The organism is Aquimarina sediminis, from assembly GCF_002895435.1.
GTDB classification, from domain to species: domain Bacteria; phylum Bacteroidota; class Bacteroidia; order Flavobacteriales; family Flavobacteriaceae; genus Aquimarina; species Aquimarina sediminis.
This window is the reverse complement of the sequence record NZ_POYJ01000003.1, coordinates 433,954-458,689: the sequence shown is the minus strand read 5'-3', so window position 1 is coordinate 458,689 and position 24,736 is coordinate 433,954. Positions and strand designations below refer to the sequence as shown.

The following is a 24,736-nucleotide window of genomic DNA, read 5'->3' as shown; positions in this document are numbered from 1 at the left end:
GTAATACCCAAAAAGATAAGCAAAAAGGTTCAACTCATTATACAAAACAACACGCTACTTAAAATAATCCAACAATGTCCCTTTCTTAGAAGAGGACACTGCCAATTCTTTACCAGAAGAAAGCACAATACTTCCTCCTTTTCCTTTTCTATATCGCGTTATTTTACTCACATTAACCAAAAAGCTTTTATGTGTCCTTACAAACCCATGCGGGTGTAAAGATTCCTCAAAATACTTAAGCGTCTTACTTACCAGTTTTTGCCCTTTGTCTAAATAGATCTTAGTATAATTATCATCCGCTTCACAATACAAAATATCAGTAATCTGCAGTACTTCAAAACCATCTTGCTGTGGGATAGTAATTTTGCCTTCGGCACTGGTTACTTTAGGCACCAATACAGTATCCAAAAGCGCCGCTTCACGTTGTCTGATATGACTTACATGATTAACAGCTTTAATCAGATTATCTATTGCAATAGGTTTTAACAAATAATAAGTCGCTTGCGCATTAAGAGCATCAACAGCATAATGATCATAGGCCGTTACGAATACTATTTCAAAAGTGCGATTGGGTACTTGCTCCAGTAAATCGAAAGCATTACCATATGGCATTTCTACATCCAGAAACAACATATCCGGGGTTTTAGATTCTAATAACGTCAATGTTTCCTGTACGCTCGCCGCTTCACCTAGAATGGTAACCGATGGACAATACTTTTCCAAATAATTTCTTAGGATCAATCTACTGTTTGCTTCATCATCAACAATAATAGCTGTTAAGTTCATTTATTTATCTTTCTTAAGTATTAGTTTTACTTGTGTTCCTTCTTTACTATCTTTTAGGTCAGATATTAGCACATCAACCTTATCTTTATACATTTCATTAAGGATAGCAATTCTTTTTTTGATATTACCCATCCCTCTGGACTTTTGCTTTTTTTGATTTAAGGTTTTTAGTTCTTTAGATTTTTTACGACCTATCCCATTATCAGTGATTGTGATTTCTATACTATCCAAAGTTACTTTTTGAAAGCATATTGACAATATTCCTTTTTCTGTTTTATAACGTAGTCCATGCCATACTGCATTTTCTACATAAGGTTGTAATAACATTGGCGGAATCACAAATTCGTTAACATCAATTTCTGGATCAACCTCAATAGTATATTCAAATTTATCCTGAAATCTAAAATGTTCTAACTGTGTATATAGTTTTAAAAGTTCTATCTCTTTTTCTAGAGGGATAAAATCCTCTTCGCTATTTTCTAAAACAGCTCTCATTAACAATGAAAAATCAGTCAAATATCGATTTGCAGTTCTCTCATCACTTGTAGCGATAAACGTATTTACCGAATTTAAAGCGTTAAAGATAAAATGGGGGTTCATTTGAGAGCGCAATGATTTTAGCGCCAAGAGATTATTAGCATATCGCTGTTGTTTTATGTTTCGATACATCAAATAAGCAGCAAAAAGTAACAACACTGTCAAGCCCACTAAAAAATAAATAACAATCTGTTGTCGTAAACTCTGTTGATGCACCAACTCTTGAGAAGCAAATGCCAATTCATATCTGGTTTCATTTAATTCTCTGTCTTTTTCAAGAGTGGTAATTCGATTCGCTCTCTGTGCTAGTTCTCGACTAAAACGAGCGGCTTGCGATATCTCCTGATCTTTTTGAATATACAGTTTATCAATGATCACTTCATATTCCTCAAAAGCATCTGATGCTTTTTTTAATTCTCCTTTTTCTCTATATACTTCACCTAGTTTTCTGGTTGCATCTTTTTGTACGATAAGATCATTTTTAGACTCCGCTTCCTTGATACTTTCCTCTAAATAAGGTATCGCCTCATCATATTCTTGTTGTGCAGCAAAAGCACTAGCAATTTTATAATTTTGCACTTGTGTGGTTAATGAATTATCCTCTACCGCAGGAGCTGCATCATCTGTTTCTTCGATTTCTTCTATATCCAGAATTGCTTCTTTTCTTAACTGTATCTCTTTATCATAACTATTACTTTTATTATAAAAATCAGCAGCTACACTTCTTTGCCGTGCCGATGTCTTTTTATCCTGTTGTTGTGCTAATTGTACCGAATTTCCTAAATACTCCTCTGCTACTTCAATGTTTCCTTCTTGCTGTAATACATCTGCTAGTTTAGAATTTAACAAAATAACTTTATCGTCCAGCCCTTTTCTTTGGCTTATAGAAAGTGCTTTATTATAGTTTTTTATTGCATTACTATAATTCTGCAAACCTTTATAACTATCTCCTAATCCCTCATAAACTTTAATTTTTTGATTCGTATTCAACCTAGATCGTTGCAATTGTTCAAAAGTATTTAATGCTCCTTGAAAATTCTTACTTTCTAATTGAGCGCTCCCTAATTTGACTTTCACCCCAGTACGGTTTCTATTTTTAAGACTCATCAAATAATTACTCTCGGCAAGGTCTGGTTGCTTCCAATGCCGATAGATATCGGCTAATGTTTCAAACAACTCAGCTTTTTTATCATCTGCAGAGGGATCATCATCCCGGATAGTCTCTAACGCATTGGTAATATATTCTATGCTAGTCGCAGCATCCTTTTTTATAGTTCCTCTTGCTGCCTGTAGATTTTTTTGATACTTAGATTCGCGTTTTTGTTTTGAAACCTTCTTCGAACGAGATTCGAGTGGGTTATCTTGCACTTCAATATCTATTCTCTGACCATCCTTAACAACATATCGCACAGTGTTAAAACTATCATGAGTAATAACCAACTCGTCTCCAATACGTGCTTCAATCTTAAAATCTCCAAAAACATCTGTAGTTACCGTTCCTTTTCCAAAAATCGTAACCTCAACATTTTTAATTGCCTTTCTTGTGCTTTTCTCTTTCACAGAACCCTTTATACTCATTGATTCTGGTCTTTTTGCCCTCGCATTTTCTTGCCCCAAAACCAAAAAGGGGAGAAACCAGAGAAATACAATTATTAAACCTATCTTCTTCATTTTACACTATTAAAACAAGGTAAACTTAATCCATTTAACTCGGATAATAAAATCTACACTTATCCATTACACTGTTATTCTGTAGCTTTTTAGAACAAAAAAGAAGGCTTCCTAATTAATAATTCACGTTCACTCATTCATAGAAACCATTCCCTCATTTCTGATTTTTATTCAATAAAGTTAGCAATAGTTTTATCCAGAATTTAAAAAAGGGAAATTATGAAGACATTTTTTATATGGAGTACACTAAGCTTACTTGTTACTATTTCTTGTAACGCTAATAACAAATCTAGCTCCGAAATCGCATTTCAAACAGAAAAAAATCACTTAATTGAGACCACCAAAACGGATCCTAACACACGAAATATACAGGTAGCCTTACTACTAGACACCAGTAATAGCATGGATGGTCTTATAGAGCAAGCCAAAGCACAACTTTGGGAAATTGTAAATGAACTATCATATGCCAAATGCGGTCATAACACAATTCAATTAGAGATTGCCTTATATGAATATGGTAACGATGGCTTACCATCTCAAGAAGGTTTTATTAGACAGGTACTACCTTTCTCTAATGACTTAGATGAAATCTCAAAAGAGCTTTTTGCACTTTCTACCAACGGAGGCAACGAATACTGTGGTAAAGTTATCAATACATCAATTAATCAATTGGGATGGAAAAAAAACAACGATCATTTAAAACTAATCTTTATTGCAGGTAATGAACCTTTTACTCAGGGTCCTGTTGACTATAAAGATGCAGCTACGGATGCCTCAGAAAAAGACATTACTATCAATACTATTTTTTGTGGTAACTACAGACAGGGCATTCAAACCATGTGGAAAGATGGAGCGGATATTACAAACGGAGAATATAGTGCTATTGACCATAACCGAGAAACAATACATATCGCCACTCCATATGATGACATTATCCTTGAACTTAATCACAAACTAAATGGTACATACATACACTATGGAAGACTCGGTGCTCAAAAAATAGCAGAACAAAGAATACAAGATAAAAATGCCAAATCCTATAGTTCGGCAAATGCCGTAAGTAGAACTGTAAGTAAAAGTTCAGGGTTTTACAAAAACAAAAGTTGGGATTTGATCGATGCAGCAGCAGACGAAAGTTTTGAAATAGAAGAAGTAACCAAAGAAGAACTACCACAAGAACTCAAAGGAAAGTCTAAAACAGAGATAAAACAATACATCGCAAAGAAAAGCTCGGAAAGAAAAGAAATACAACAAAAAATCAAAGAATTAAACAAAAAGCGTGTGTCATATATTAAAAATAATAGAAAAAAAGATGAAACCAGCCTTGAAACTGCATTATTAAATGCTATCAAAAAACAAGGAAGTAAAAAATCTTTTACCTGGGAAGATTAGATTAAAGCATACTTTAAAAAACGATAATAAAATGAAAAGTATTACTAAAATAATTGTACTAATTCTTATTCCTATATCCATGCAAGCACAGGCAACAAAGAAATTATCAAAATCAAAAGTTGATTATAATTCATTTGTAGAAATGTCAGAGGAGATTATGGAATACAGAGAAAACAGATTAATTTCTTTAGAACTATTCTTAGAATATATGGCAGATGAAAATACAATTTTGTTAGATACTCGCTCTGAGTCTGCATTCAATCAAAAACATCTTAAAGGAGCTACTCACATCAATTTTTCTGATTTTACAAAAGGGAAATTAGCAAAAAAGATTGCTTCAAAAGAAACTCGTATATTAATTTATTGTAACAATAATATTGATGGAGATACAATTCATTTTGCATCCAAAATGGCTCCACTAGCTTTAAACATCCCTACATTTATAAATCTTTATGGGTATGGTTATAAAAACATTTATGAGCTATCATCATTGGTTCCTATTAAAGACCAAAGATTACAATTTTCTGGTACTTTTGCCGAATAAATGATAAGAAATAAACCTTAAAAACACAAGTGCCTGCATAGTTGCAGGCACTTGTGTAATTTTAACAATATTCTTTTTGTCAATTTTTTGAATTAACGGCAGGACAATTACAATCCCATCGCTCTTTTCGCTTTCCAAAGTCATACCCTAAGGTAATCTGATGAAAACCTCCATCACTAAGCACTACCGAATTAGATTGGTGGCTATATGTATATCCCACTAACCATTTCTTATAATTTATACCTATAAAAGGAGTAATATATTGTAACTGCTGACTCTCTACCGAAGTCCCGTCTTGTGAGAATTCTGCCCCATCAAGACTACGTCTATAAGACATCCCTCCCCATAAAGTTGCAAAATCAAAATCATGATACACTTTTAAATTAGCATCAATAGAGCTTTCTTGAGTTTGGTCGGTAACCTGATATAGCATAGACGGTTCTAAACTCCATGGTGTATTCCCTATACCAAATAAATAACCAAGAGAAAAAACATACCTACGTTGATTATTAGACTCTCGTATTGGTGTATTATTATCAAAGATATCTCGAGTGGTAGGCAAGATGTTTTTTACAGTAAAATGGGCATACCATTCTAAATAATTATAAGACAAACCTACATCTACATTATAATATGCATCTTTTTGAACCCTATCTAATATAACCGGGTCTGGGTCGAAAACATCATCCAAACCTCTCAGATCAACATTAGATTGTATAAAACCACCGCTAATACCAAAAGACAGCATATTCAGATCAGTTCTATCTCTAGAAAACAAAAGATGATAAGCATAGGTTAAATAAATCCCTGTTTGCGAAAACCTCCCATTTTCGTCTTTATACAGAATACCTCCTAATCCAGATTTTTCACCAGTTCTAAAATTGATATTTAGCGTCTGTAAATTCGGTGCATTATTTACATCAAACCACTGCTTTCTGGCAGTAAGCCTAACTTTGTTAGCGTTTGAAGCTCCAGCCATTGCGGGATGTACCAGGTATAAATTATCAGAAAGATAATCAGCATATATAGGGATTCCTTCTTGCGAAACAACAAGTTGAGAAGTTAGCAATAAAAATACTACATAGAATGTTTTTAAGTTCATTTGGGTTCTATCATTTACGGGGCTAAATAGAATTTGTGAAACTAATTAAACTGCTAAAAACAGTTTATATTGTTGGATTCCACTACTATTCTTAAAATAAATCATTGTCTATCAATAGCTCCAAAGATATAAATTTTTGTCAGAATACCAGATTTAGGTTTCTTCTATGATTAGTTAAAAAACATTTGTATTACATACACTATACAGATATCGTACTGCTTTTTAGTAAATTTGCCAAAAATTAGTTCATGGAAAAGAATTTTGAAATAAAAATAGAAGCTACTTCAAATCCCGGTATTGTTAAGTTTGAAGCAAATTACTTTCTTACACAACATACCAGTTATGAATTTGAAAATATAGATCAAGCCAAAAATGCGCCTTTAGCACAACAACTATTTTATCTACCTTTTGTAAAAAGGGTATTTATTGCTCAGAATTTTGTTGCTATTGACAAGTACGACATAGTTGAATGGGCTGATGTACAAGAAGAGGTTGCAGAACAAATTAAAAACTATCTTAATAGTGGTCAACCTATTATCAATGAAACTGCTACCGAAGCCACAAAAAAGGTTGCAATTACAATTTATGCAGAGAGCACACCCAATCCGGCAGTTTTAAAATTTGTAGCTAATAAAAAACTGGTAACCTCTGGGCATGAATTTAAAAATATTGATGATGCTGGTGAGTCACCTTTGGCACAAGAGTTATTTCATTTCCCTTTTGTAAAAGAGGTTTATTTCGATGAAAATTACATTTCAATCAGTAAATACGATATGGCAGATTGGAACGAAATCACTTCTGAAGTAAGAGAATTTTTGCGTAGTTACCTCGAGCAAGGTAAAGAAGTTTTATCTGCCAATGCGACCATAGCCAAAAAAGAAGTAGAAAAGCAAGCGGATGAGGCATTTGAAAAACTTGATGATGTTTCTAAAGATATTATCAATATCATAGAAGAATATATAAAACCCGCAGTGGCTAGTGATGGAGGAAATATATTGTTTGATTCCTATGATCCTCAAAGCAAGGCTGTAAAAGTAGTTCTACAAGGAGCCTGTAGTGGATGCCCTTCTTCTACATTTACCTTAAAAAATGGAATCGAAAATATGTTAAAAGAAATGCTAAAAGATAAAGTAGAATCTGTAGAAGCTGTTAATGGATAGATTTTATCATATTTTATACCGTAATTAACACATTTCATACAACCATTATAAATAATTGATAAAACAAATATATATTAGCCTTTTATAAAATAGTCCCAAAAGATATTCTTTTGGGATTTGAACGACTAAAACACTTCGTTCAAAATAAATTTGGAGATAATGCATGACAAAAACAAACATAATCATGTCCAGCATTTTATAAATAATACTCTCGATAATCTAGAGTTGTTTAAAGGGTCTTTTACTTCACATCAGTTTAAGCCTCATTTTCATGAAAGCTATACAATTATTTTTATGGATTATGGTGTCGGGGATTACTCTAATGATTCGTCAAATTTCATTCTATCTACTGGATCTATCCTTATTTTTAATCCGTATGAAGTACACACTGGAAAACCAGTAAATAATTCTCCTTGGAATTTTCTTACTATGTATATTCCAATAGAGATTATGAAAAAAGCAATGGATAGTTTAAACCTCCCTATAGAATTACCTGTTTTCAAAGAAAATATCATCAACAACAAAGTACTATTCAAAAAAGGGAAGAATGTATTCCCAAACCTTATCCATAATCAGCATAATCCAAAGTCAGAACACCTGCTTATGGATTTTCTTAAAGAGCTTATCCGAAAGTATGCTTACACCGAAAAACACAGTGAGCCTGTTTCGGAAAAATTTATTGCAGCAAAACAAATCAAAGAGTATTTACACAATCATTACCTAGAAGAAGTTTCTACAAATGATCTTTCTAATTTAACCGGAATCTCAAAATACGGGTTGATTAAATCTTTTAAGCAACATTATCAGCTTCCTCCACATCAATATCTGGTAAATCTTAGAATCGAAAAAGCAAAAAAATTATTAACAAAAAAACTATCTGCTACAGAAGTAGCATATCAATCAGGTTTTTTTGACCAGAGTCATTTTACTCGTCACTTCAAAAAAATAATAGGCATTACACCCAAGCAATTTGCTAATAAAATTATAACGTAACTCTCGCATTACCCTGTTGCAGTATCTTATTTATCCATAGTTATTCTTCTATATCCTAAAATACTACGTCAATATTCAACAGCAATTTTGTACTATTTTTTCAATTTTATTCTTCACAATTTGCATTCGGTAATTTTTGATTCAGAAAAGTTATATGTCTCAAAAAACTAAATCAACCTTAAAAGGGTACATCAACACGTAGTAAGCATACTATTCTAAAAACAGAAAATATGGTACAAGACATTCAGGATATTGAGGTAAAAAATCTAATCGCACAAGAAACAGAACGTCAAGAACATGGCATAGAACTTATTGCCTCTGAAAATTTCACCTCCAAACAGGTTATGGCGGCTATGGGTTCTTCTCTAACCAATAAGTATGCCGAAGGGCTCCCTGGAAAAAGATACTATGGTGGTTGCGAAGTAGTAGATAAAGTAGAGTCTTTAGCCATCGAAAGAGCAGCTAAGCTTTTTGGAGCAGAATGGGTAAATGTGCAGCCGCATTCAGGTGCGCAAGCAAATGCCGCTGTAATGTTAGCATGCCTTAATGCCGGTGATAAAATATTAGGTTTCGACTTATCTCATGGCGGTCACCTCACTCACGGATCTCCAGTCAATTTTTCTGGCAAACTTTATCAGCCCAGTTTTTATGGAGTAGAGCAAGAGACTGGTCTTATCAACTGGGATACTGTCGCCGAAACAGCCGAAAGAGAAAAACCAAAACTAATTGTATGTGGAGCTTCTGCATATAGTCGTGATTGGGATTACGAGCGGTTAAGAGCTATCGCAGATCAGGTAGGAGCATTGCTTTTGGCAGATATCTCCCACCCTGCCGGGTTAATCGCTAAAGGCTTACTAAATGACCCTTTACAACATTGTCATATAGTAACCACCACTACACATAAAACATTAAGAGGTCCTAGGGGAGGAATGATCATGATGGGTGAAAATTTTGAAAATCCATGGGGGCATACTACCAAAAAAGGTGATCTCAAAATGATGTCCAACATATTGGATATGGGTGTTTTTCCTGGAACACAAGGAGGTCCATTAGAACATGTAATAGCAGCAAAAGCCGTTGCTTTTGGCGAAGCACTAACCGATAACTACGGAGTATATGTAGAACAAGTAGCCAAAAATGCCAAAGCCATGTGTACTGCACTAATGGATAGAGGATATAATATCATTTCTAACGGAACCGATAATCATATGGCGCTTATTGATCTTAGATCCAAAAACCTTACTGGAAAACTAGCTGAAAACACTTTGATTAAAGCAGACATTACGATCAACAAAAACATGGTTCCTTTTGATGACAAATCTCCGTTCGTAACATCAGGAATGCGACTGGGAACATCTGCAATCACAACCAGAGGAATGAAAGAAAGCGACATGCATACTATGGTTGGCTTTATAGACGAGGTATTATCTAATCATGATAATGACACAAAAATTGCATCTATCAAAAATGAAGTAAATAATTGGATGAAAAATTTCCCATTGTATAAATAAAAGCTAACGGATAGTACTATTATGAAAGATCTAAGCACTCTTAAACAAGAATTTCTACCGAGACATATAGGACCCGGCAAAAGGGAAATTAATCAAATACTAAATGTAATTGGAGCTTCATCGCTATCTCAATTAATCGATGAGACCATTCCAAAAAATATTCGTTCTAAAAAATCTCTGGATTTACCTGCATCACAAACAGAATTGGAGTTTTTAACCAACTTCAAAGCTATGATGGGAAGCAATAAAACATTTCGTTCTTTTATTGGGATGGGATATCACGATTGTATTGTACCTCCTGTAATTCAAAGAAATATCCTTGAAAATCCAGCATGGTACACAGCGTACACCCCATATCAGGCAGAGATTGCACAAGGTAGATTAGAAGCTTTGATTAATTTCCAGACAATGATTACCGATCTTACCGGGATGGAACTTGCCAATGCTTCTCTTCTGGATGAAGCTACAGCTGCGGCAGAAGCAATGTCTCTTTTATATCGGGTAAAAAGCAGAACAAAAAAGAAAGCAGATACGTTTTTTATAGACAAAAAGACATTTCCTCACACTATAGAGCTAATCATAGGTCGTGCAAAACCCATTGGTATTAATATAATAGTTGGGGACATCGCTACGCTTGACATTTCAGACCCAAAACTTTTTGGAATACTGCTCCAATATCCAGATAGCGAAGGAGCGATTACGGACCCTTCACCATTTATTACAGAAGCACAAAAACATGATGTCAAAATTGCTGTGGCATCTGACCTAATGGCGTTAACACATATTACTTCTCCTGGTGAAATGGGAGCTGACGTAGTAGTAGGTACATCACAAAGATTTGGAGTCCCCCTAGGCTACGGAGGACCACATGCCGCCTATTTTGCTACCAAAGAAGCATATAAACGTCATATTCCAGGAAGAATTATAGGAGTAACAGAAGATAGCAACGGTCAACCAGCCTATCGAATGGCACTTCAGACCCGAGAGCAACATATCAAACGAGAAAAAGCAACCTCAAACATTTGTACTGCACAAGTATTACTAGCCGTAATGGCGGGAATGTATGCTGTTTATCATGGAAAAGATGGTTTGTACAAAATTGCAAATCGAATTCACCTATCCACTTCCAAACTTAATAAAGAGTTAAAAAAACTAGGATACACGCAAACCAATAAGTACTTTTTTGACACTTTAAAAATCGAAGTAGAAAATAAAGAAAGTATCAAAAAATTAGCCCTGGATAAAGAAATTAATTTCAGGTATTTTGACGATAATCATATTGGTATATCACTACATGAAAAAACTACTATAACAGATCTCGAAGACATTATCGAGATTTTTGCCATTGCAAAAAACCAAGTAATAAAAATAACTGATTGGAAAATTGATGACTCTGTCATTCCGCCTTCTTTACAAAGAACAGCTTCTTATTTAGAGCATCCGGTATTTAATTCTTATCAGACAGAACATGAAATACTCAGGTACCTAAAAAGATTAGAAAACAAAGACCTTTCATTGGTTCATTCTATGATCGCATTAGGTTCATGCACTATGAAGCTTAATGCCACAACAGAAATGATCCCATTATCATGGGATGAATTAGCAAACATACATCCTTTTGTACCCACAGACCAAGCAAAGGGATATCATCAAATGTTTGAACAACTAGCCGAATGGCTTGCAGAAATCACAGGTTTATATACCACCTCTCTACAACCAAATAGTGGCGCTCAGGGAGAACTTGCGGGTTTAATGGTTATAAAAGCATATTTTGAAGATAATAACCAATCTCATAGAAATGTAACGCTTATTCCTTCATCTGCACATGGTACTAATCCGGCAAGTGCTATTATGGCTGGGCAAAAAGTCATTATTGTTGCCTGTAAAGAAAATGGAGATATTGATATTGATGACCTACGTAATAAAGCAGAAGAATATAAGGACAACCTTATGGCATTGATGGTCACCTACCCTTCTACTCATGGTGTTTTTGAAGAAAATATAAAGGAAGCTTGTGAAATTATCCATACCAATGGAGGTAAAGTGTATCTGGATGGAGCAAACCTAAATGCACAAGTAGGTCTAACAAGCCCTGAGATTATTGGGGCAGATGTATGCCATCTCAACCTTCATAAAACCTTTTGCATACCACATGGAGGTGGTGGTCCTGGTATGGGACCAATTGCAGTAAGTAAAGAACTTGCTCCATTTATACCCGGTAATGCTGTAGTAAAAAATGCAGGAGGAGAAAAGCCAATAGCCGCTATCTCTGCGGCACCTTGGGGTAGCGCTAGTATTCTTTCTATTTCCTATGCATATATTGCTTTAATGGGAAGTGAAGGATTAACCTCTGCTACAGAAACAGCAATTCTAAATGCTAATTATATCAAAGAACGAATAGTAGACCACTACCCTATTCTATTTACAGGAGAAAATGGTCGAAATGCACACGAACTTATAATTGACTGTAGAGCCTTTAAAGAAGAAGATATCACAGTAACTGATATTGCCAAAAGACTTATGGACTACGGTTTTCATGCTCCAACGGTATCATTTCCAGTGGCAGGAACGATTATGATAGAACCTACAGAAAGCGAAAGCATAGAAGAATTAGATCGGTTCATAGATGCTATGATTAGTATCAGAAATGAGATTAGAGAAATAGAAGACGGAATTGCTTCGAGAGTGGATAATGTTTTAAAAAATGCACCTCATACTATGGAGTACATTGCTCAGGACAACTGGGATATGCCCTATTCCAGAACCAAAGCAGCATTCCCTTTGCCTCATATAAAAAACAATAAATTCTGGCCAAGTGTAGGTCGTGTAAATGATGCACATGGAGACAGAAATTTAATGTGTACCTGTCTACCTGTTTCAGCATATGAAGAAGAACTTATAAAAAACACTGAAATAACTATAAACTAAATATGGAAACAGATTTAATTAGTGTAGCTCTCGAAGCTAAACATCAGGAATTAGGTGCAAAAATGGTTTCTTTTGCCGGATACCTAATGCCTCTTCAATACACCTCTGTTGTAAAAGAACACAAAGCCGTTAGAGATGCTGTAGGTATATTTGATGTATCTCATATGGGTGAATTTATCCTGAGAGGTCCAAAAGCATTAGACTTAATTCAAAAAATAAGTAGTAATGATGCCTCAAAACTAACCATCGGAAAAGCTCAATACTCCTGTATGCCAAATGATAAAGGAGGAGTCGTTGACGATCTTATTATCTATCAATTAGGAGAAGAAGAATATCTTCTGGTTGTTAACGCTTCTAATATTGAAAAAGATTGGAACTGGATAAAAAGTCACAATACAGAAAATGTAGAAATGATTGACCATTCTAATGAGATATCACTTTTTGCAGTACAAGGTCCTTTAGCCAGTAAAGTGCTACAAAAACTTACCAAAGTAACATTAGACGACATCCCATATTACACTTTTGAAATTGGTGAAATTGGCGGGATACAAGATGTAATCATCTCTGCTACAGGATATACAGGAGCAGGAGGCTTTGAACTTTATGTACCAAATACCGGGGCAGAAAAACTTTGGGATGCCATTATTGAAGCCGGACAAGAAGAAAACATCCAACCCATAGGACTTGGCGCCAGAGATACACTGAGATTAGAAATGGGATTTTGCCTTTATGGAAATGACATTGACGACACTACCTCTCCACTAGAAGCAGGACTAGGTTGGATTACAAAATTCTCTAAACCATTTATTAATTCTAAAGCGCTACAACAACAAAAAGTAGAAGGAATTACTCGGAAACTAATTGGCTTCGAAATGCTAGAAAGAGGTATTCCAAGGGCTGGATACACAATATACAACAAAAGTAACGAAGCTATCGGAAAAGTAACTTCTGGAAGTCAATCTCCTATACTCGAGAAAGGAATAGGTCTTGGGTATGTAACCATCCCTCATGCCAAGGTTGACAGCTCTATTTTTATCGAAATTCGTAATAAGAAAATAAAAGCAATTGTTAAAAAAACTCCATTTATAAAAAAGTAATATCATGAACGTACCACAAGAATTAAAATATAGTAAAGATCATGAATGGATCAGAATAGAAGATAATATTGCCTATGTTGGGATTACCGATTTTGCACAAGGTGAATTAGGAGATATCGTCTATGTAGAATTAGAGTCTCTAGACGAAGAACTTAGTGAAGGTGAAGTAATGGGATCTATTGAAGCAGTAAAAACTGTTTCTGATATTTTTATGCCACTATCAGGAACAGTTATTGAAATTAATGAGACTCTGGAGTCTAATCCAGAAACTGTAAACACTGACCCATATAATGAAGGTTGGTTAGCCAAAATAGAAATCTCTAATCCTGACGAAATTAATGTCCTATTAAATGCAAATGGATATAAAGAATTAATTGGAGCAGAATAATGTTTTTTTGTTAGAATACCATAGTTTTACCCAATAGTCCTTTTAACGATAAATTGATAATTATATCGATAAATCTTCAAAAATAACACTCTCAATTTCTTCAAAAAAGCAGCTGTTTATTGTATCTTAGAGACTCTTTAAAAAAATTAATCTAAAAACTCACAAAATGGCAATTATTAAAGTTATTGAAGTATTAGCTAACTCTGAAAAAAGCTGGGAAGATGCTACTAAAAATGCTGTAAAGCAAGCAAGCAAATCAGTAAAAAACATTAAATCAGCATATATCGTTGATCAGAGTGTGGTAGTTAAGGATGATGAAGTATCAGAATTTAGAGTAAACCTAAAAATCTCTTTTGAAGTAAAATAATTGTTTTACTTCGTATTTATAAAAAGCATCCTGAAAAATTCAGGATGCTTTTTATATTTTTAAAGATTACTCTGGTAAAATATTCATATACCATTATACTATCATTACTATTCGCGAAGTGTTCATGCCAAGATGATGCTTCTATGCAACAGTACTGGTTGCACGTGATATATTTGACTCTAACAGAGTATTGCTCAAAACAGATTTGCTAAAGACAAAACTTTGATCTATTTGTGTGTAAACAACTCTTGCAAATACCCTGCTGAAGAACTTGAAAACATTCTACCTTTAGAATAAATCGTGACCCCACTTCTAATAACATTTATATTAAGACACGAGGTTATCTGCTTTCATGGTTTTGGTTTAATATTAAATTAACATAAATCACACCCCAATTGTGCTTTAAGCTGACTAAATCATACCTTTTAACATCAAAAAGCTTATTTTAAAGAATATTCATTTTTATTATAAATAGAGAATTTGATACCTCTTTTGATTATTTTATTAATGATCTAGTAACAATTGTTCTATATTAACAATGATTACTATAAGTACCATTACTAATTTGTTACAAGATCTCTAATCTTACACTTTCCTATTTTTTCCTCTAATACTCATAAAAAGGAATATTTATCCATTGAGAATTCAGAAATCATGTTCTCATTTTACTCTAATGACATTTTTTATCTTGGCTATAAATCAAGCCAACATGTGATTTACCATTTATCGTTAATATTCAAAATTAATCGACAAAAATCATTAATGTTAAAAAAAACCTAACAAAACCAATGTTAGGAAATTTAATTCTAGAATATGGATTATCAAATATTTACATTTGAAAAACAAAACAACAAGTAGTCCTATTCCTACAAATATTACGGTTTACACGTAAATTTCTTATGTGAATTATTTAATAAAATTAAGTTTTTAACATTTAATATTTAATGTCTTTCCGTTTAAACTGATAATTCAATAAAAATTTAATCATATTTCGATAATAATTGCATTTAACATCTTATTTATCTATGTTTATTAGACCTAAATCAGAAGACTATGAGAAAAATACTACTTTTTACATGCTTAGCATTATCGTCTGCAATTTTTGCACAATTACCAAGAGATTTACTTAAAACTACTACCAAAGATTACACCTTTGAGGACTATGATGGTAGTATTTATATGAAGGGAAGCTACAAAGAATCTAGTGTGATTCATGAAAAATCCGGAACTTTTGATGCAAAGCTGAAGTATAACATTCATTCTGATGCATTAGAGTATAGTTCTGGTTCAAAATTATATGAAGTTGTAAAAAGCCCCACTATTCATGCACGAATAGACGGTGATTACTTCTATTACTGTGAGTTTCAAAGCCAGCGAGGTGTCGATAGACGTGGATATTATGTTTTGGTAGAGTTAACCGACAAATACCGCATTTACAAAAGATTCACTTTAAAAATTAAAGAACCAAGAGAAAGTATTGCTGTAGGCGCTCCTTCTGAACCTGGAGCTGTTAGAATGAAAACTACATATTACCTAGAAGAATCGGGTGTAATTATGGAATTACCTATGAGCAAAAAAGATATGCTTGCGGCGTTTAATGATAAAGAAAGTGAATTAAAAGAATACTTAAAAAAGGAAAAAATAAGACTGCGAAAAGAAGAGGACTTAATTAGGTTTGTAGCCCGATACAATGCGCTAAAAAGCGATGGAGTTAACACTTCTCGAAGTCTTTTAAGTAATAGAGATAGGAATTAAGATTTAGGAACATTCTTTCTTCTATTAAGATAAAACAAATTGCCACCTACTTTTTTTAGGTGGCAATTTGTTTTAATTCATATCGTAATTCTCTTATCCTGCGACAAAATCCTTTAAGTAATAAGGTTCAAAATAACTTACATCCTCAAAATCTTCTTCAATAAATTTAGAATAACTTAATAATGCCATTTCATTTGCCGAAGGCAATTTATCCTTTATAAAAATAGCATTCTCACTACTACATATCGTAGAAAATTTCTCAACACCATTACCTATAAAGTATACCTTCTTTTTGTTTAAAAATTGCTCAAATGAAGTTTCGGTAAGAATTTCTGCTTTGGTTTCTCTTATCTCCTCATAAGTGCTAGAAAAAACCGCAGAGTACACTTCCATCCTTCTAGCATCAATCATAGGCACAACATAACAATCTTCTTTTTGAGACACCTGCAATGCTAACGAGTGTAGAGTAGGTATAGATATTAAAGGAATATCTAAGGCATAGCACAAACCTTTTGCAGTGGATACGCCAATTCTAAGTCCGGTATACGAACCTGGCCCCTTACTTACTGCAACTGCTGATAAATCTTTTAGAGACACCTCAGCTTTTTTCACAACATTATTTATATAATTATGCAATCGTTCGGCATGAGAATATCCTGTATCGTAATCTTCTTCTAATGAGATTACCTCCTTGTCTTTTATTAAAGCAACAGAACAATTTGTTGTTGATGTTTCGATACAAAGAATATAGGTCATTTCTAAAAAAATTTAAGCAAAGATAATCTAATTGATTAAACTGTTTTGCACTCTTATTGTTTTTCATTTTCATTAAAGAGTGTCACACCTACTTCTTTCTATTGTAATAAAAAATTTCGAATATGTATCTATTCTTGAGACTTATCTTCTTTCTCTACTGTCACTTTATCGCCGGTCTCTAATATTTTGGTAACTATATTATAAGGACCCGTTATCACCTCTTCTCCTTCTTTTAATCCACTCAAAACTTCGATATTACTATCATCTTGTATTCCGGTTGTAATCACCCTTAGTTTTGCCGTTTCTCCTTTTTTAATAAACACGCATTCAAATTTTTTATCTGTATCCGTTGACATTTTACCCTTTAAAGAAGTTTTTTTAACACTAGAAGTATCATTTTTGATAACGATAGAACTTATTGGCACCCCAACAATTCTCTTCCTGGCATCAGTTATCACATCAACTGTAGCAGTCATTCCTGGGCGAAAAGGTGAGTAATTACTAGGTTTATCTTTAATCAAATCAGCATATGATTCTTCTAGGATTCGAACCTTTACTTTAAAATTAGTTACCTGATCTGCACTTACTGTACTCTCGGCAGAGTTGGCTATTTCAGTAACTATCCCTTTAAATTGTTTTTTTAAATAAGCATCGACTTCCACTATTGTAGAATCTTCAATATTAACTTTGACAATATCATTTTCATTTACATCAACCTCTACTTCCATATTGCTAAGATTAGCTACTCTCACTATTTCTGTCCCTGCCATTTGCTGGGTACCTACTACTCGTTCTCCTAATTCTACAGATAATTTAGAAATGGTTCCACTCATAGGTGCATAAATAGTAGTCCTATTCAGGTTATCCTTAGCTTCATTAACCGTAGCCTGAGCACTTCTTACATTGTAATAAGCCGATTGTTTTGCTGCTTCAGCGCCTTCGTACGCAGAAACAACTCTATCCCATTCTGATTTAGAAATCACACCTTTGTCGAATAAGCCCTTATTTCGATCATAGTTTAGCTTAGATTCCTTCAAACTTGCTTCTGCTTGTCTTAATCCCGCTCTTACGTTTTCTAAACTGGCTTGAGACCTGTTTAGCCCTGATTGAATGATATCAGGATTAATACGAACCAAGAGGTCTCCTTTTTGAACTTGTTGACCTTCTTTAATAGGCAAATCAATAATTTCTCCTGAAACTTCTGACGAAAGCTTAACTTCTACTTCTGGCTGAATCTTACCTGTTGCTGAAACAGTTTCTATGATATCAATCTTTTCAATTTTTGTGACTGACACCTCTTTATAATTTCCACTTTTACCAAACCAGCCAGCTTTTTTACCATAGATAAGTACTACAACCAAAGCAACAACAATACCTAAAACGAGAAGTAATTTTTTTTTATTCATGACGTTAATTAACGTTAATTCTATTATTTGAAAAACATAGCTTTTCCAGATTGAAATTATAAGCAAGGGGTTATTACCTTACAACTTTATATCTGCAATCTTTACTCCAAAATAAAGTTCTAATACTTTTAATTTAAATATATAATCAAATTTATTTTGTACTTCCTGACTCTGTGCATTTTCTAGTCTAAATTTTGATTGACTAAAATCGAATGCGTTGGTTAGTCCCACATCATACCTGTCCTTTGCATACTCATATGCTCTTTCTTGGGCTTTTACTGAAACTTGTGCTGCTTCATATGCTTCTGCAGCACCTTTAGCATCCAGATAAGCCTGATAGACATTACTATCCAGATCCAATTGCGCTTGTTCTAATCGAAAGGCAGTACGTTTTACATTCACCTTATTTCGCTTTACATTATTTCTTGAAGAAAACCCATTGAATATAGGAACATTCAACTGCACTCCATAACTTATACCATCGTTGGTAGATAATTGATTGAAAAAAGAATCGGGATTCTGTTCTATAAGAAGAAAATTAGGAGATTGATTAATTACATTTTGCCCTGTCCCTTCTACGGTACCAATAGTTTGCGTTAATACTGGATTATTTTGATCGAGCACCTGCGCAAAAGGTTTGGCTCCTGATTCTCTAGTACTATAACTAAAAGAACCATTTAAGGTTGGGTAGTATGCTCCTCTGGCAATCTCAAGGTCTTTTTCGGCAATAAGCATATTTTGCTCAGCTATTTGCACTTCATATCTCGCCTCTCTAGCCTTAGCTATTACTTGATCGATAGGCTTATTTAACATATCTGACCCTGGAACCAAATATTCTTGTTCGGCGATATCAAATTCTTCATAATTTTTAATCAATAATGTCTGAGCCAACCCGATTAATGCTATTTGCACTGCATTCTCAGCCTGAACGATTCTGGTTAACTCGTCTGCAGAAGTAGCCTCTATCTCCAAAAGATCCCCTTGAGGAAGAACACCTGCATCTACCAAGTCTTTTGTGCGTTGATACTGCTCTAGAGTAATCTCATGCTGTTTTTCAATAACTTTTAATGATTCTTTATTCAATAACACCTGTAAGTAACTATTGGAAACAAATAATGCAATATCATCTTTGGATTTCCCCAAATTATATTGGCTTAGCAGCCTAGTAAGCCTTGCTTTTTGAAATGTTTTTACATTTCTCAAACCGCTAAATAACGTAACTCCCACAGTAACCCCATAATTCGAACTTCTAAACGTTTTGGTACTATTGGTATTTGTAATAGGATCGGTTACCAAACCTGAATTCCAAAAATTTGAAGCAGAAGCATTTAGACTAGGAAGAAAATTCCCTATCGCATCGAGTCTATCAATTTCTGTAGCCTCAATATCTAATGCAGATTGTTTTATTGAAATATTATTTTCTAAGGCATATTCTACACATTCTCGTAATGTCCATTTTTTTTCTTGCGCCTGAGTTCCTAAAACTCCAAAAAATGCAATCCATAAAATTAAAGTTTTAATTCTCATAAGTTTAAAATTAGAAGTACTCCATTGCGAAGAGAACTTGCTTACATTATGTATTAATAATTTCATCTGTTTAAATTTATTATTTTTCAGCATTCAGATGGAAACACTTACAATCATTTTTATTCTGATACCTTATAAAATATTACTATATATTCTATACTATGTATTTGTACGTTTTTGACTGATGTTGTTACAGATTTAAAAAACTTTATTATCTAACTACTATAAAAATATCTTTTGCTCCTCTATTTTAATTCTGACTTTCTTCTCCTTCTTTCTTGATTGGCTCGGTTTTACTCCAAACTTTAATATCATCTTCTTTTGTAATCCCTGATAGTATCTCAACGTTGATACCATCTGAAATACCAATTTCGACATCTTTTCTTTCGAATTCTTGCTCTCCTGTCTTCACTTCTACATAGGGTTTTTCTGTTTCTTTATCAAATTGCAAAAGAGCTTCTTTTATAGCCAAAATATCATTTTTAGTATCCAATACAATAGATGCATTTGCACTATATCCTGCTCTTATAAAAAATGACTTGTCAAGAAAAACTTCTCCTTCTATTTTAAACTGAACAGCTCCTTGCTCTTCATCTCCTTTTGGCGCAATAAATTTTAATTTTGCATCAAACTCTTTGTCACGTATTGCTCCAAGACTTATTTTTAGAGGCATCTCAATCTTTAATTTATTCACTTCTGCTTCATCTACTTTTCCTTCAAAAATCATTTTATTTAAATCTGCGATTGTAGCAATAGTGGTTCCATCATTAAAGTTATTACTTTCAATAACCTGATCTCCTTCTTTAACGGGAATCTCGAGTATAGTACCTGACACTGTTGCTCGTATATTAGTATTAGCCAAGGAAGATCCTCCGGCAGAACCTACACGTATGATCTGAAGGTCGCTTTGAGCATTTGTAAGACTTTGTTTTGCTTGATTGTACTGCAAACTTATATTATTAAAATCCTGACTTGAGATTACTCCTTTATCAAAAAGGGCTTTATTTCTATCATATTCTACTTTAGAATTATCAAGAACGATTCTTGCATTTTTAACAAGTCCTCTGGCACTATTCAAAGACTGTTCATTTGGCACAACCTTTACTTTAGCTATTAGATCGCCAGTTTTGATTGCCGCTCCTTCCTCGACATATATTTTTTCTATAATTCCTGAAATCTGTGGTTTAATCGCCACTTCATCTTCTGGAACTACTTTTCCTGTTGCTACAGTTTTTTCTTCAATAGAGGTTCTAAACGCCTTTTCTGTAGTATACACAATAGGTGATTTACTATTAGAATCTATTAAATATTTTCCTGAAAAACCGAGTGCAATTACAAACACTACTACCAGTAGGATTTTAAAAAACTTTTTCATCTGAATTCTGATTGATTTGATTATTCTAATTATTATTTTATTCTTCCCTCAATGCTTCTATTGGTCTTATACTTACTGCTTTTTGTGCTGGGATAAGCCCTATCAAGGTTCCTAGTAATACAATAGCAAATAACGCACCTACTACCGCAAAGAAATCTACTGTAGGGTTTAATATTGGTATATTATCATTATTGCCAATAGCGGTATTAATCCCCCAAAGCAATAAGGTGCCAAATACAAATCCTAGTAATCCTGCTACAAAAGTTAGCAAAATAGACTCTAACATTATTTGCCCTCTTACTTCGGCAGGTGTAGCCCCCAAAGCTCTACGCACTCCAATTTCTCTAGTTCGTTCTTTGACTGTAATCAAAAGCACATTACCTATTGCAATCACGCCAGCTATAAGTGTTGCTATCCCAACGATATAAGTGATCAACCTCATTCCTGATAAAAACCCATTTACTTTTGCAATTTCTTCACCTAGGTTAAAACTACCAAAAGCCTGTGTGTCATCTGGATGTACATTATGCATTCTTTTAAGAGTTGTTTTTATGGTGGCTTCGGTATTTATTATATTCTTATCTGCTTTGGCAGTAATAACCATCCAAGAAATATTTTTTCCTTGATTGAATATAGTCTGAAATGTTGTGAACGGTAAAAAAATTGAATCATCTCCTTCAAATCCAGATTGTGTAGGCTTATATACCCCTATCACCTTAAAATATATCCCGTTTATTCTAACATATCCTCCAACTGCTTCTTCATCTTTATCATAGAATTGTTTATAAATATCTTCCCCTATCACACAGACTTTGCGTTCATATTTTATGTCTTCCTCGTTAATAAATCTGCCTCCATCAAAAATCTTTTTCTTTGATACTTTATCTATTGTAGGATAATCTCCAAAAACTTTGAAGGCTCCAGATTTAGAACCTCTTACAAACTGACCCGGAGGAGTTCCCCATTGCCCTGTCACATTTCGCGGAGCGATATATTCAATATCCCCGATCTGGGATTCAAGCGCTTCAACATCATCCAAGGTAAGTTGCATTCTTCTTCCTCTTTTAAAACCTTCATTTGGTATACTGGTTTGTTGCCCCCACAAAAACATTGTATTGGTCGCAAAATCATTAAATTGACTCCTAAAGCTATTATCTAAACCTTTAGCCATACCTAAAAGAAATACAAACAAAAACACACCCCATGTGACACCTATAACAGTAATCACGGTTCTTATCTTATTCTTACGAATAGCTCCATAAATTTCTTGCCAAGTATCTCTTTCAAATATAAATTTCATCTTGTTTAGATTTAGTTTTATAATCGCCTAACTCAATCCTTCAATCTTTACCAAAAGCACTTCAGTTTATTTAATATTTATTCATCACGCAATGCAATTATAGGCTTTATTCTTGCTGCTCTTCTTGCCGGAATATACCCAGCCAGAAGCCCGAAAAAAATAAGAATCAATGTTGCTCCCATTATAATACCGGTATCCACCCTTGGATTAAGGATAAAAAATTCTTTTAGACTATTACCGATCAACTTAAGTACAAAAATCCCTGTTATTAACCCGAGATACCCTGCCACAGATGTAATAAGCACTGACTCCTGAAGTACCATGGCAATAATTGATTTTGGAGAAGCTCCTAATGCTTTTCGTATTCCCAATTCTTTGGTTCGCTCTTTAATGCTAAAGGTCATAATATTACCTATCCCAATTACTCCCGAAATAAGGGTTCCTATCCCAATAACAAATATGATTACATAAATGCCGCCAAGGATAACCATTGTTTCTTTAATATCTTCTGCAAAGCTTCGTACCCTAATTGCGCTTTGATCATCTGGCGCTACTTTAAATTTTTCTTTAAAATCCTTTTCGATCTGACTGGCAAATGCAATCGCTTGTTCTGTACTCATCGCCATATTATAAGATATGTTAATCTGATCTAAGTAATCATTATTACCATACAGCAATTGACGAGTGGTATATGCCATATTTATCAGCCTTTCTTCATTATCTCCGCCACTATCCTGAAAAACCCCTACAATCTTATAAGCTATTCCATCTATCTCGAGTATTTTACCTAGTGCTTTTTCTTTTTTAAACAGATCCTTTTCTACCAATCTTCCGATAACGATATTTTTACTTCGGTTTTCTATATCCATTTCATTAATAAACCTCCCGTTCATCATTATGGTTTTCTCTAGATATTGATGATCTGGATGAATTGCTCTAATGTTGTAACTTCCTGATTCTTTTTTATATTTTGCAATCCCACCACCATACACTCTAGGCGAAGCGTATTCTACTTTTCCTCGATAATGCTCTTTGATAAACTCAAAATCTTCATTTTTAAACTGTATTTCTCTATTTTCCTGAAAACCTTTGTAAGCTTTAGAAGTGGTTCCGCTATGAATAAAAATGATATTTTGAGCATCATCTACAAAACTGCTTAGAAAACTATTAAGAAGACCATTACCCATCCCCAATAAAATCGTAAAAATCAGAATTCCCAGAGCTACTGTAAACCCCGAAAGAAATGTACGAAGCTTATTTTTTCCTATAGCTTCAAATATTTCGCTCCATCTATCTCTATCAAACATATTGAGATGCTCTTACTTGTTCTACTTGTTTATCTTCTACGATAACACCATCTTTAAGGTGCACTATACGCTTACACATATCGGCAATATCTGGCTCATGAGTTACCACCAATATTGTTTTACCCTCATCATTAATACTTTGAATAATATCCATAACTTCATAAGAAGTTTTACTATCTAAAGCTCCTGTAGGCTCATCTGCTAGTAAGACTTTGGGATCGGCAGCCAACGCTCGAGCAATAGCTACACGTTGTTTTTGCCCTCCAGAAAGCTCACTCGGCAGGTGTGTTGCCCACTCTGCTAAACCAACTTTACCCAGGTAATCCATAGCTGTACTAATTCTTTCCTTGCGTTTTTTGCGTTGGTAGTACAATGGTAGTGCTACATTTTCTAAAGCAGTTTTATAATTAATCAAATTAAAAGACTGAAAAACAAATCCTAAAAACTTGTTACGATACTGCGCCGCTTTTGTTTCATTCAACCCTTTAATAGGAACATTATCCAGGAAGTAACTTCCACCATCAGCTTCATCCAACATCCCCAAAATATTGAGCAATGTAGATTTTCCAGAACCCGAAGACCCCATAATAGCTACTAACTCTCCTTCTTTTACACTAAAATCTATTCCTTTAAGTACATGAAGCGAATTGCTTCCCATTTGGTAAGATTTATGCAAGTCTTTTATTTCAATCATACTACTCTAGATTAAGATACCTAAGACACAACATTATGCCTTAAAAAAACCTAGACTGACTAATAAAACTCATCTTTCCGGGTCAAATCCAATTACCCTTTTTTTTGAAGACTTAATTGATTGGTTAGTGCAGTCTTGTA

At 34.0% G+C, this 24,736-nt stretch carries 20 protein-coding genes; 10 read left to right on the top strand and 10 right to left on the bottom strand.

Annotated features, from left to right (window positions below; genetic code table 11):
- Window positions 1–54 precede the first annotated feature (54 nt).
- Window positions 55–786, bottom strand: coding sequence for a LytR/AlgR family response regulator transcription factor (locus tag C1X07_RS10520; protein WP_103069965.1), 732 nt, complete (start codon window positions 784–786; stop codon window positions 55–57).
- Complete coding sequence (locus tag C1X07_RS10515) at window positions 787–2,994, bottom strand: tetratricopeptide repeat-containing sensor histidine kinase (RefSeq protein ID WP_103069964.1); 2,208 nt, start codon at window positions 2,992–2,994, stop codon at window positions 787–789.
- Between the two features lie 219 nt (window positions 2,995–3,213).
- Here C1X07_RS10515 and C1X07_RS10510 point away from each other — a divergent pair, with 219 nt between their 5' ends.
- Window positions 3,214–4,386: a vWA domain-containing protein gene (locus C1X07_RS10510; RefSeq protein WP_103069963.1), complete on the top strand. Its 1,173-nt coding sequence runs from the start codon at window positions 3,214–3,216 to the stop codon at window positions 4,384–4,386.
- Window positions 4,387–4,417: 31 nt separating this feature from the next.
- Entirely contained in the window at window positions 4,418–4,930 is a 513-nt protein-coding gene (locus C1X07_RS10505; RefSeq protein ID WP_103070015.1) for a rhodanese-like domain-containing protein, read from the top strand.
- 79 nt (window positions 4,931–5,009) lie between these two features.
- On the opposite strand, the gene C1X07_RS10500 is transcribed toward C1X07_RS10505, so the two are convergent.
- Entirely contained in the window at window positions 5,010–6,032 is a 1,023-nt protein-coding gene (locus C1X07_RS10500) for a PorP/SprF family type IX secretion system membrane protein (protein ID WP_103069962.1), read from the bottom strand.
- 248 nt (window positions 6,033–6,280) lie between these two features.
- On the opposite strand from C1X07_RS10500, the gene C1X07_RS10495 reads away from it, so the two are divergent.
- From C1X07_RS10495 to C1X07_RS10460, 8 genes are all read left to right on the top strand, one after another.
- Window positions 6,281–7,192: a NifU family protein gene (locus C1X07_RS10495; protein ID WP_103069961.1), complete on the top strand. Its 912-nt coding sequence runs from the start codon at window positions 6,281–6,283 to the stop codon at window positions 7,190–7,192.
- Window positions 7,193–7,351: 159 nt separating this feature from the next.
- A complete protein-coding gene (locus C1X07_RS10490) occupies window positions 7,352–8,185 on the top strand; it encodes an AraC family transcriptional regulator (RefSeq protein ID WP_103069960.1) in 834 nt (277 codons plus the stop codon).
- A 230-nt stretch (window positions 8,186–8,415) separates the two neighbouring features.
- Window positions 8,416–9,696 carry a serine hydroxymethyltransferase gene (locus C1X07_RS10485; protein WP_103069959.1) on the top strand — a complete coding sequence of 427 codons (1,281 nt, stop codon included), beginning with the start codon at window positions 8,416–8,418 and terminating at the stop codon, window positions 9,694–9,696.
- A gap of 21 nt (window positions 9,697–9,717) precedes the next feature.
- A complete protein-coding gene (gcvP, locus tag C1X07_RS10480; RefSeq protein WP_103069958.1) occupies window positions 9,718–12,624 on the top strand; it encodes an aminomethyl-transferring glycine dehydrogenase in 2,907 nt (968 codons plus the stop codon).
- Between the two features lie 2 nt (window positions 12,625–12,626).
- Window positions 12,627–13,721: a glycine cleavage system aminomethyltransferase GcvT gene (gene gcvT, locus C1X07_RS10475; protein ID WP_103069957.1), complete on the top strand. Its 1,095-nt coding sequence runs from the start codon at window positions 12,627–12,629 to the stop codon at window positions 13,719–13,721.
- 4 nt (window positions 13,722–13,725) lie between these two features.
- Window positions 13,726–14,109, top strand: coding sequence for a glycine cleavage system protein GcvH (gene gcvH / locus C1X07_RS10470; RefSeq protein ID WP_103069956.1), 384 nt, complete (start codon window positions 13,726–13,728; stop codon window positions 14,107–14,109).
- Between the two features lie 166 nt (window positions 14,110–14,275).
- Window positions 14,276–14,476, top strand: a complete 201-nt coding sequence (locus C1X07_RS10465; RefSeq protein ID WP_103069955.1) for a dodecin family protein — start codon at window positions 14,276–14,278, stop codon at window positions 14,474–14,476.
- A 1,053-nt stretch (window positions 14,477–15,529) separates the two neighbouring features.
- Complete coding sequence (locus C1X07_RS10460; protein WP_103069954.1) at window positions 15,530–16,231, top strand: hypothetical protein; 702 nt, start codon at window positions 15,530–15,532, stop codon at window positions 16,229–16,231.
- 93 nt (window positions 16,232–16,324) lie between these two features.
- On the opposite strand, the gene tsaB is transcribed toward C1X07_RS10460, so the two are convergent.
- From tsaB to C1X07_RS10425, 7 genes are all read right to left on the bottom strand, one after another.
- Window positions 16,325–16,987, bottom strand: coding sequence for a tRNA (adenosine(37)-N6)-threonylcarbamoyltransferase complex dimerization subunit type 1 TsaB (gene tsaB / locus C1X07_RS10455; protein ID WP_103069953.1), 663 nt, complete (start codon window positions 16,985–16,987; stop codon window positions 16,325–16,327).
- A 128-nt stretch (window positions 16,988–17,115) separates the two neighbouring features.
- The gene (locus C1X07_RS10450; protein WP_103069952.1) at window positions 17,116–18,393 is read right to left on the bottom strand and encodes an efflux RND transporter periplasmic adaptor subunit; all 1,278 of its coding nucleotides are present in this window, start codon (window positions 18,391–18,393) and stop codon (window positions 17,116–17,118) included.
- 78 nt (window positions 18,394–18,471) lie between these two features.
- Entirely contained in the window at window positions 18,472–19,986 is a 1,515-nt protein-coding gene (locus C1X07_RS10445; protein WP_241507230.1) for a TolC family protein, read from the bottom strand.
- Window positions 19,987–20,170: 184 nt separating this feature from the next.
- Window positions 20,171–21,295, bottom strand: a complete 1,125-nt coding sequence (locus tag C1X07_RS10440; protein ID WP_103069951.1) for an efflux RND transporter periplasmic adaptor subunit — start codon at window positions 21,293–21,295, stop codon at window positions 20,171–20,173.
- Between the two features lie 37 nt (window positions 21,296–21,332).
- Window positions 21,333–22,595: an ABC transporter permease gene (locus C1X07_RS10435; protein WP_103069950.1), complete on the bottom strand. Its 1,263-nt coding sequence runs from the start codon at window positions 22,593–22,595 to the stop codon at window positions 21,333–21,335.
- Window positions 22,596–22,672: 77 nt separating this feature from the next.
- On the bottom strand, window positions 22,673–23,902 hold the full coding sequence (locus C1X07_RS10430; protein WP_103069949.1) for an ABC transporter permease: 1,230 nt from the start codon (window positions 23,900–23,902) through the stop codon (window positions 22,673–22,675).
- The gene (locus tag C1X07_RS10425) at window positions 23,895–24,596 is read right to left on the bottom strand and encodes an ABC transporter ATP-binding protein (RefSeq protein WP_103069948.1); all 702 of its coding nucleotides are present in this window, start codon (window positions 24,594–24,596) and stop codon (window positions 23,895–23,897) included. The genes C1X07_RS10430 and C1X07_RS10425 overlap by 8 nt, the downstream gene beginning before the upstream one ends.
- Window positions 24,597–24,736: the final 140 nt, after the last annotated feature.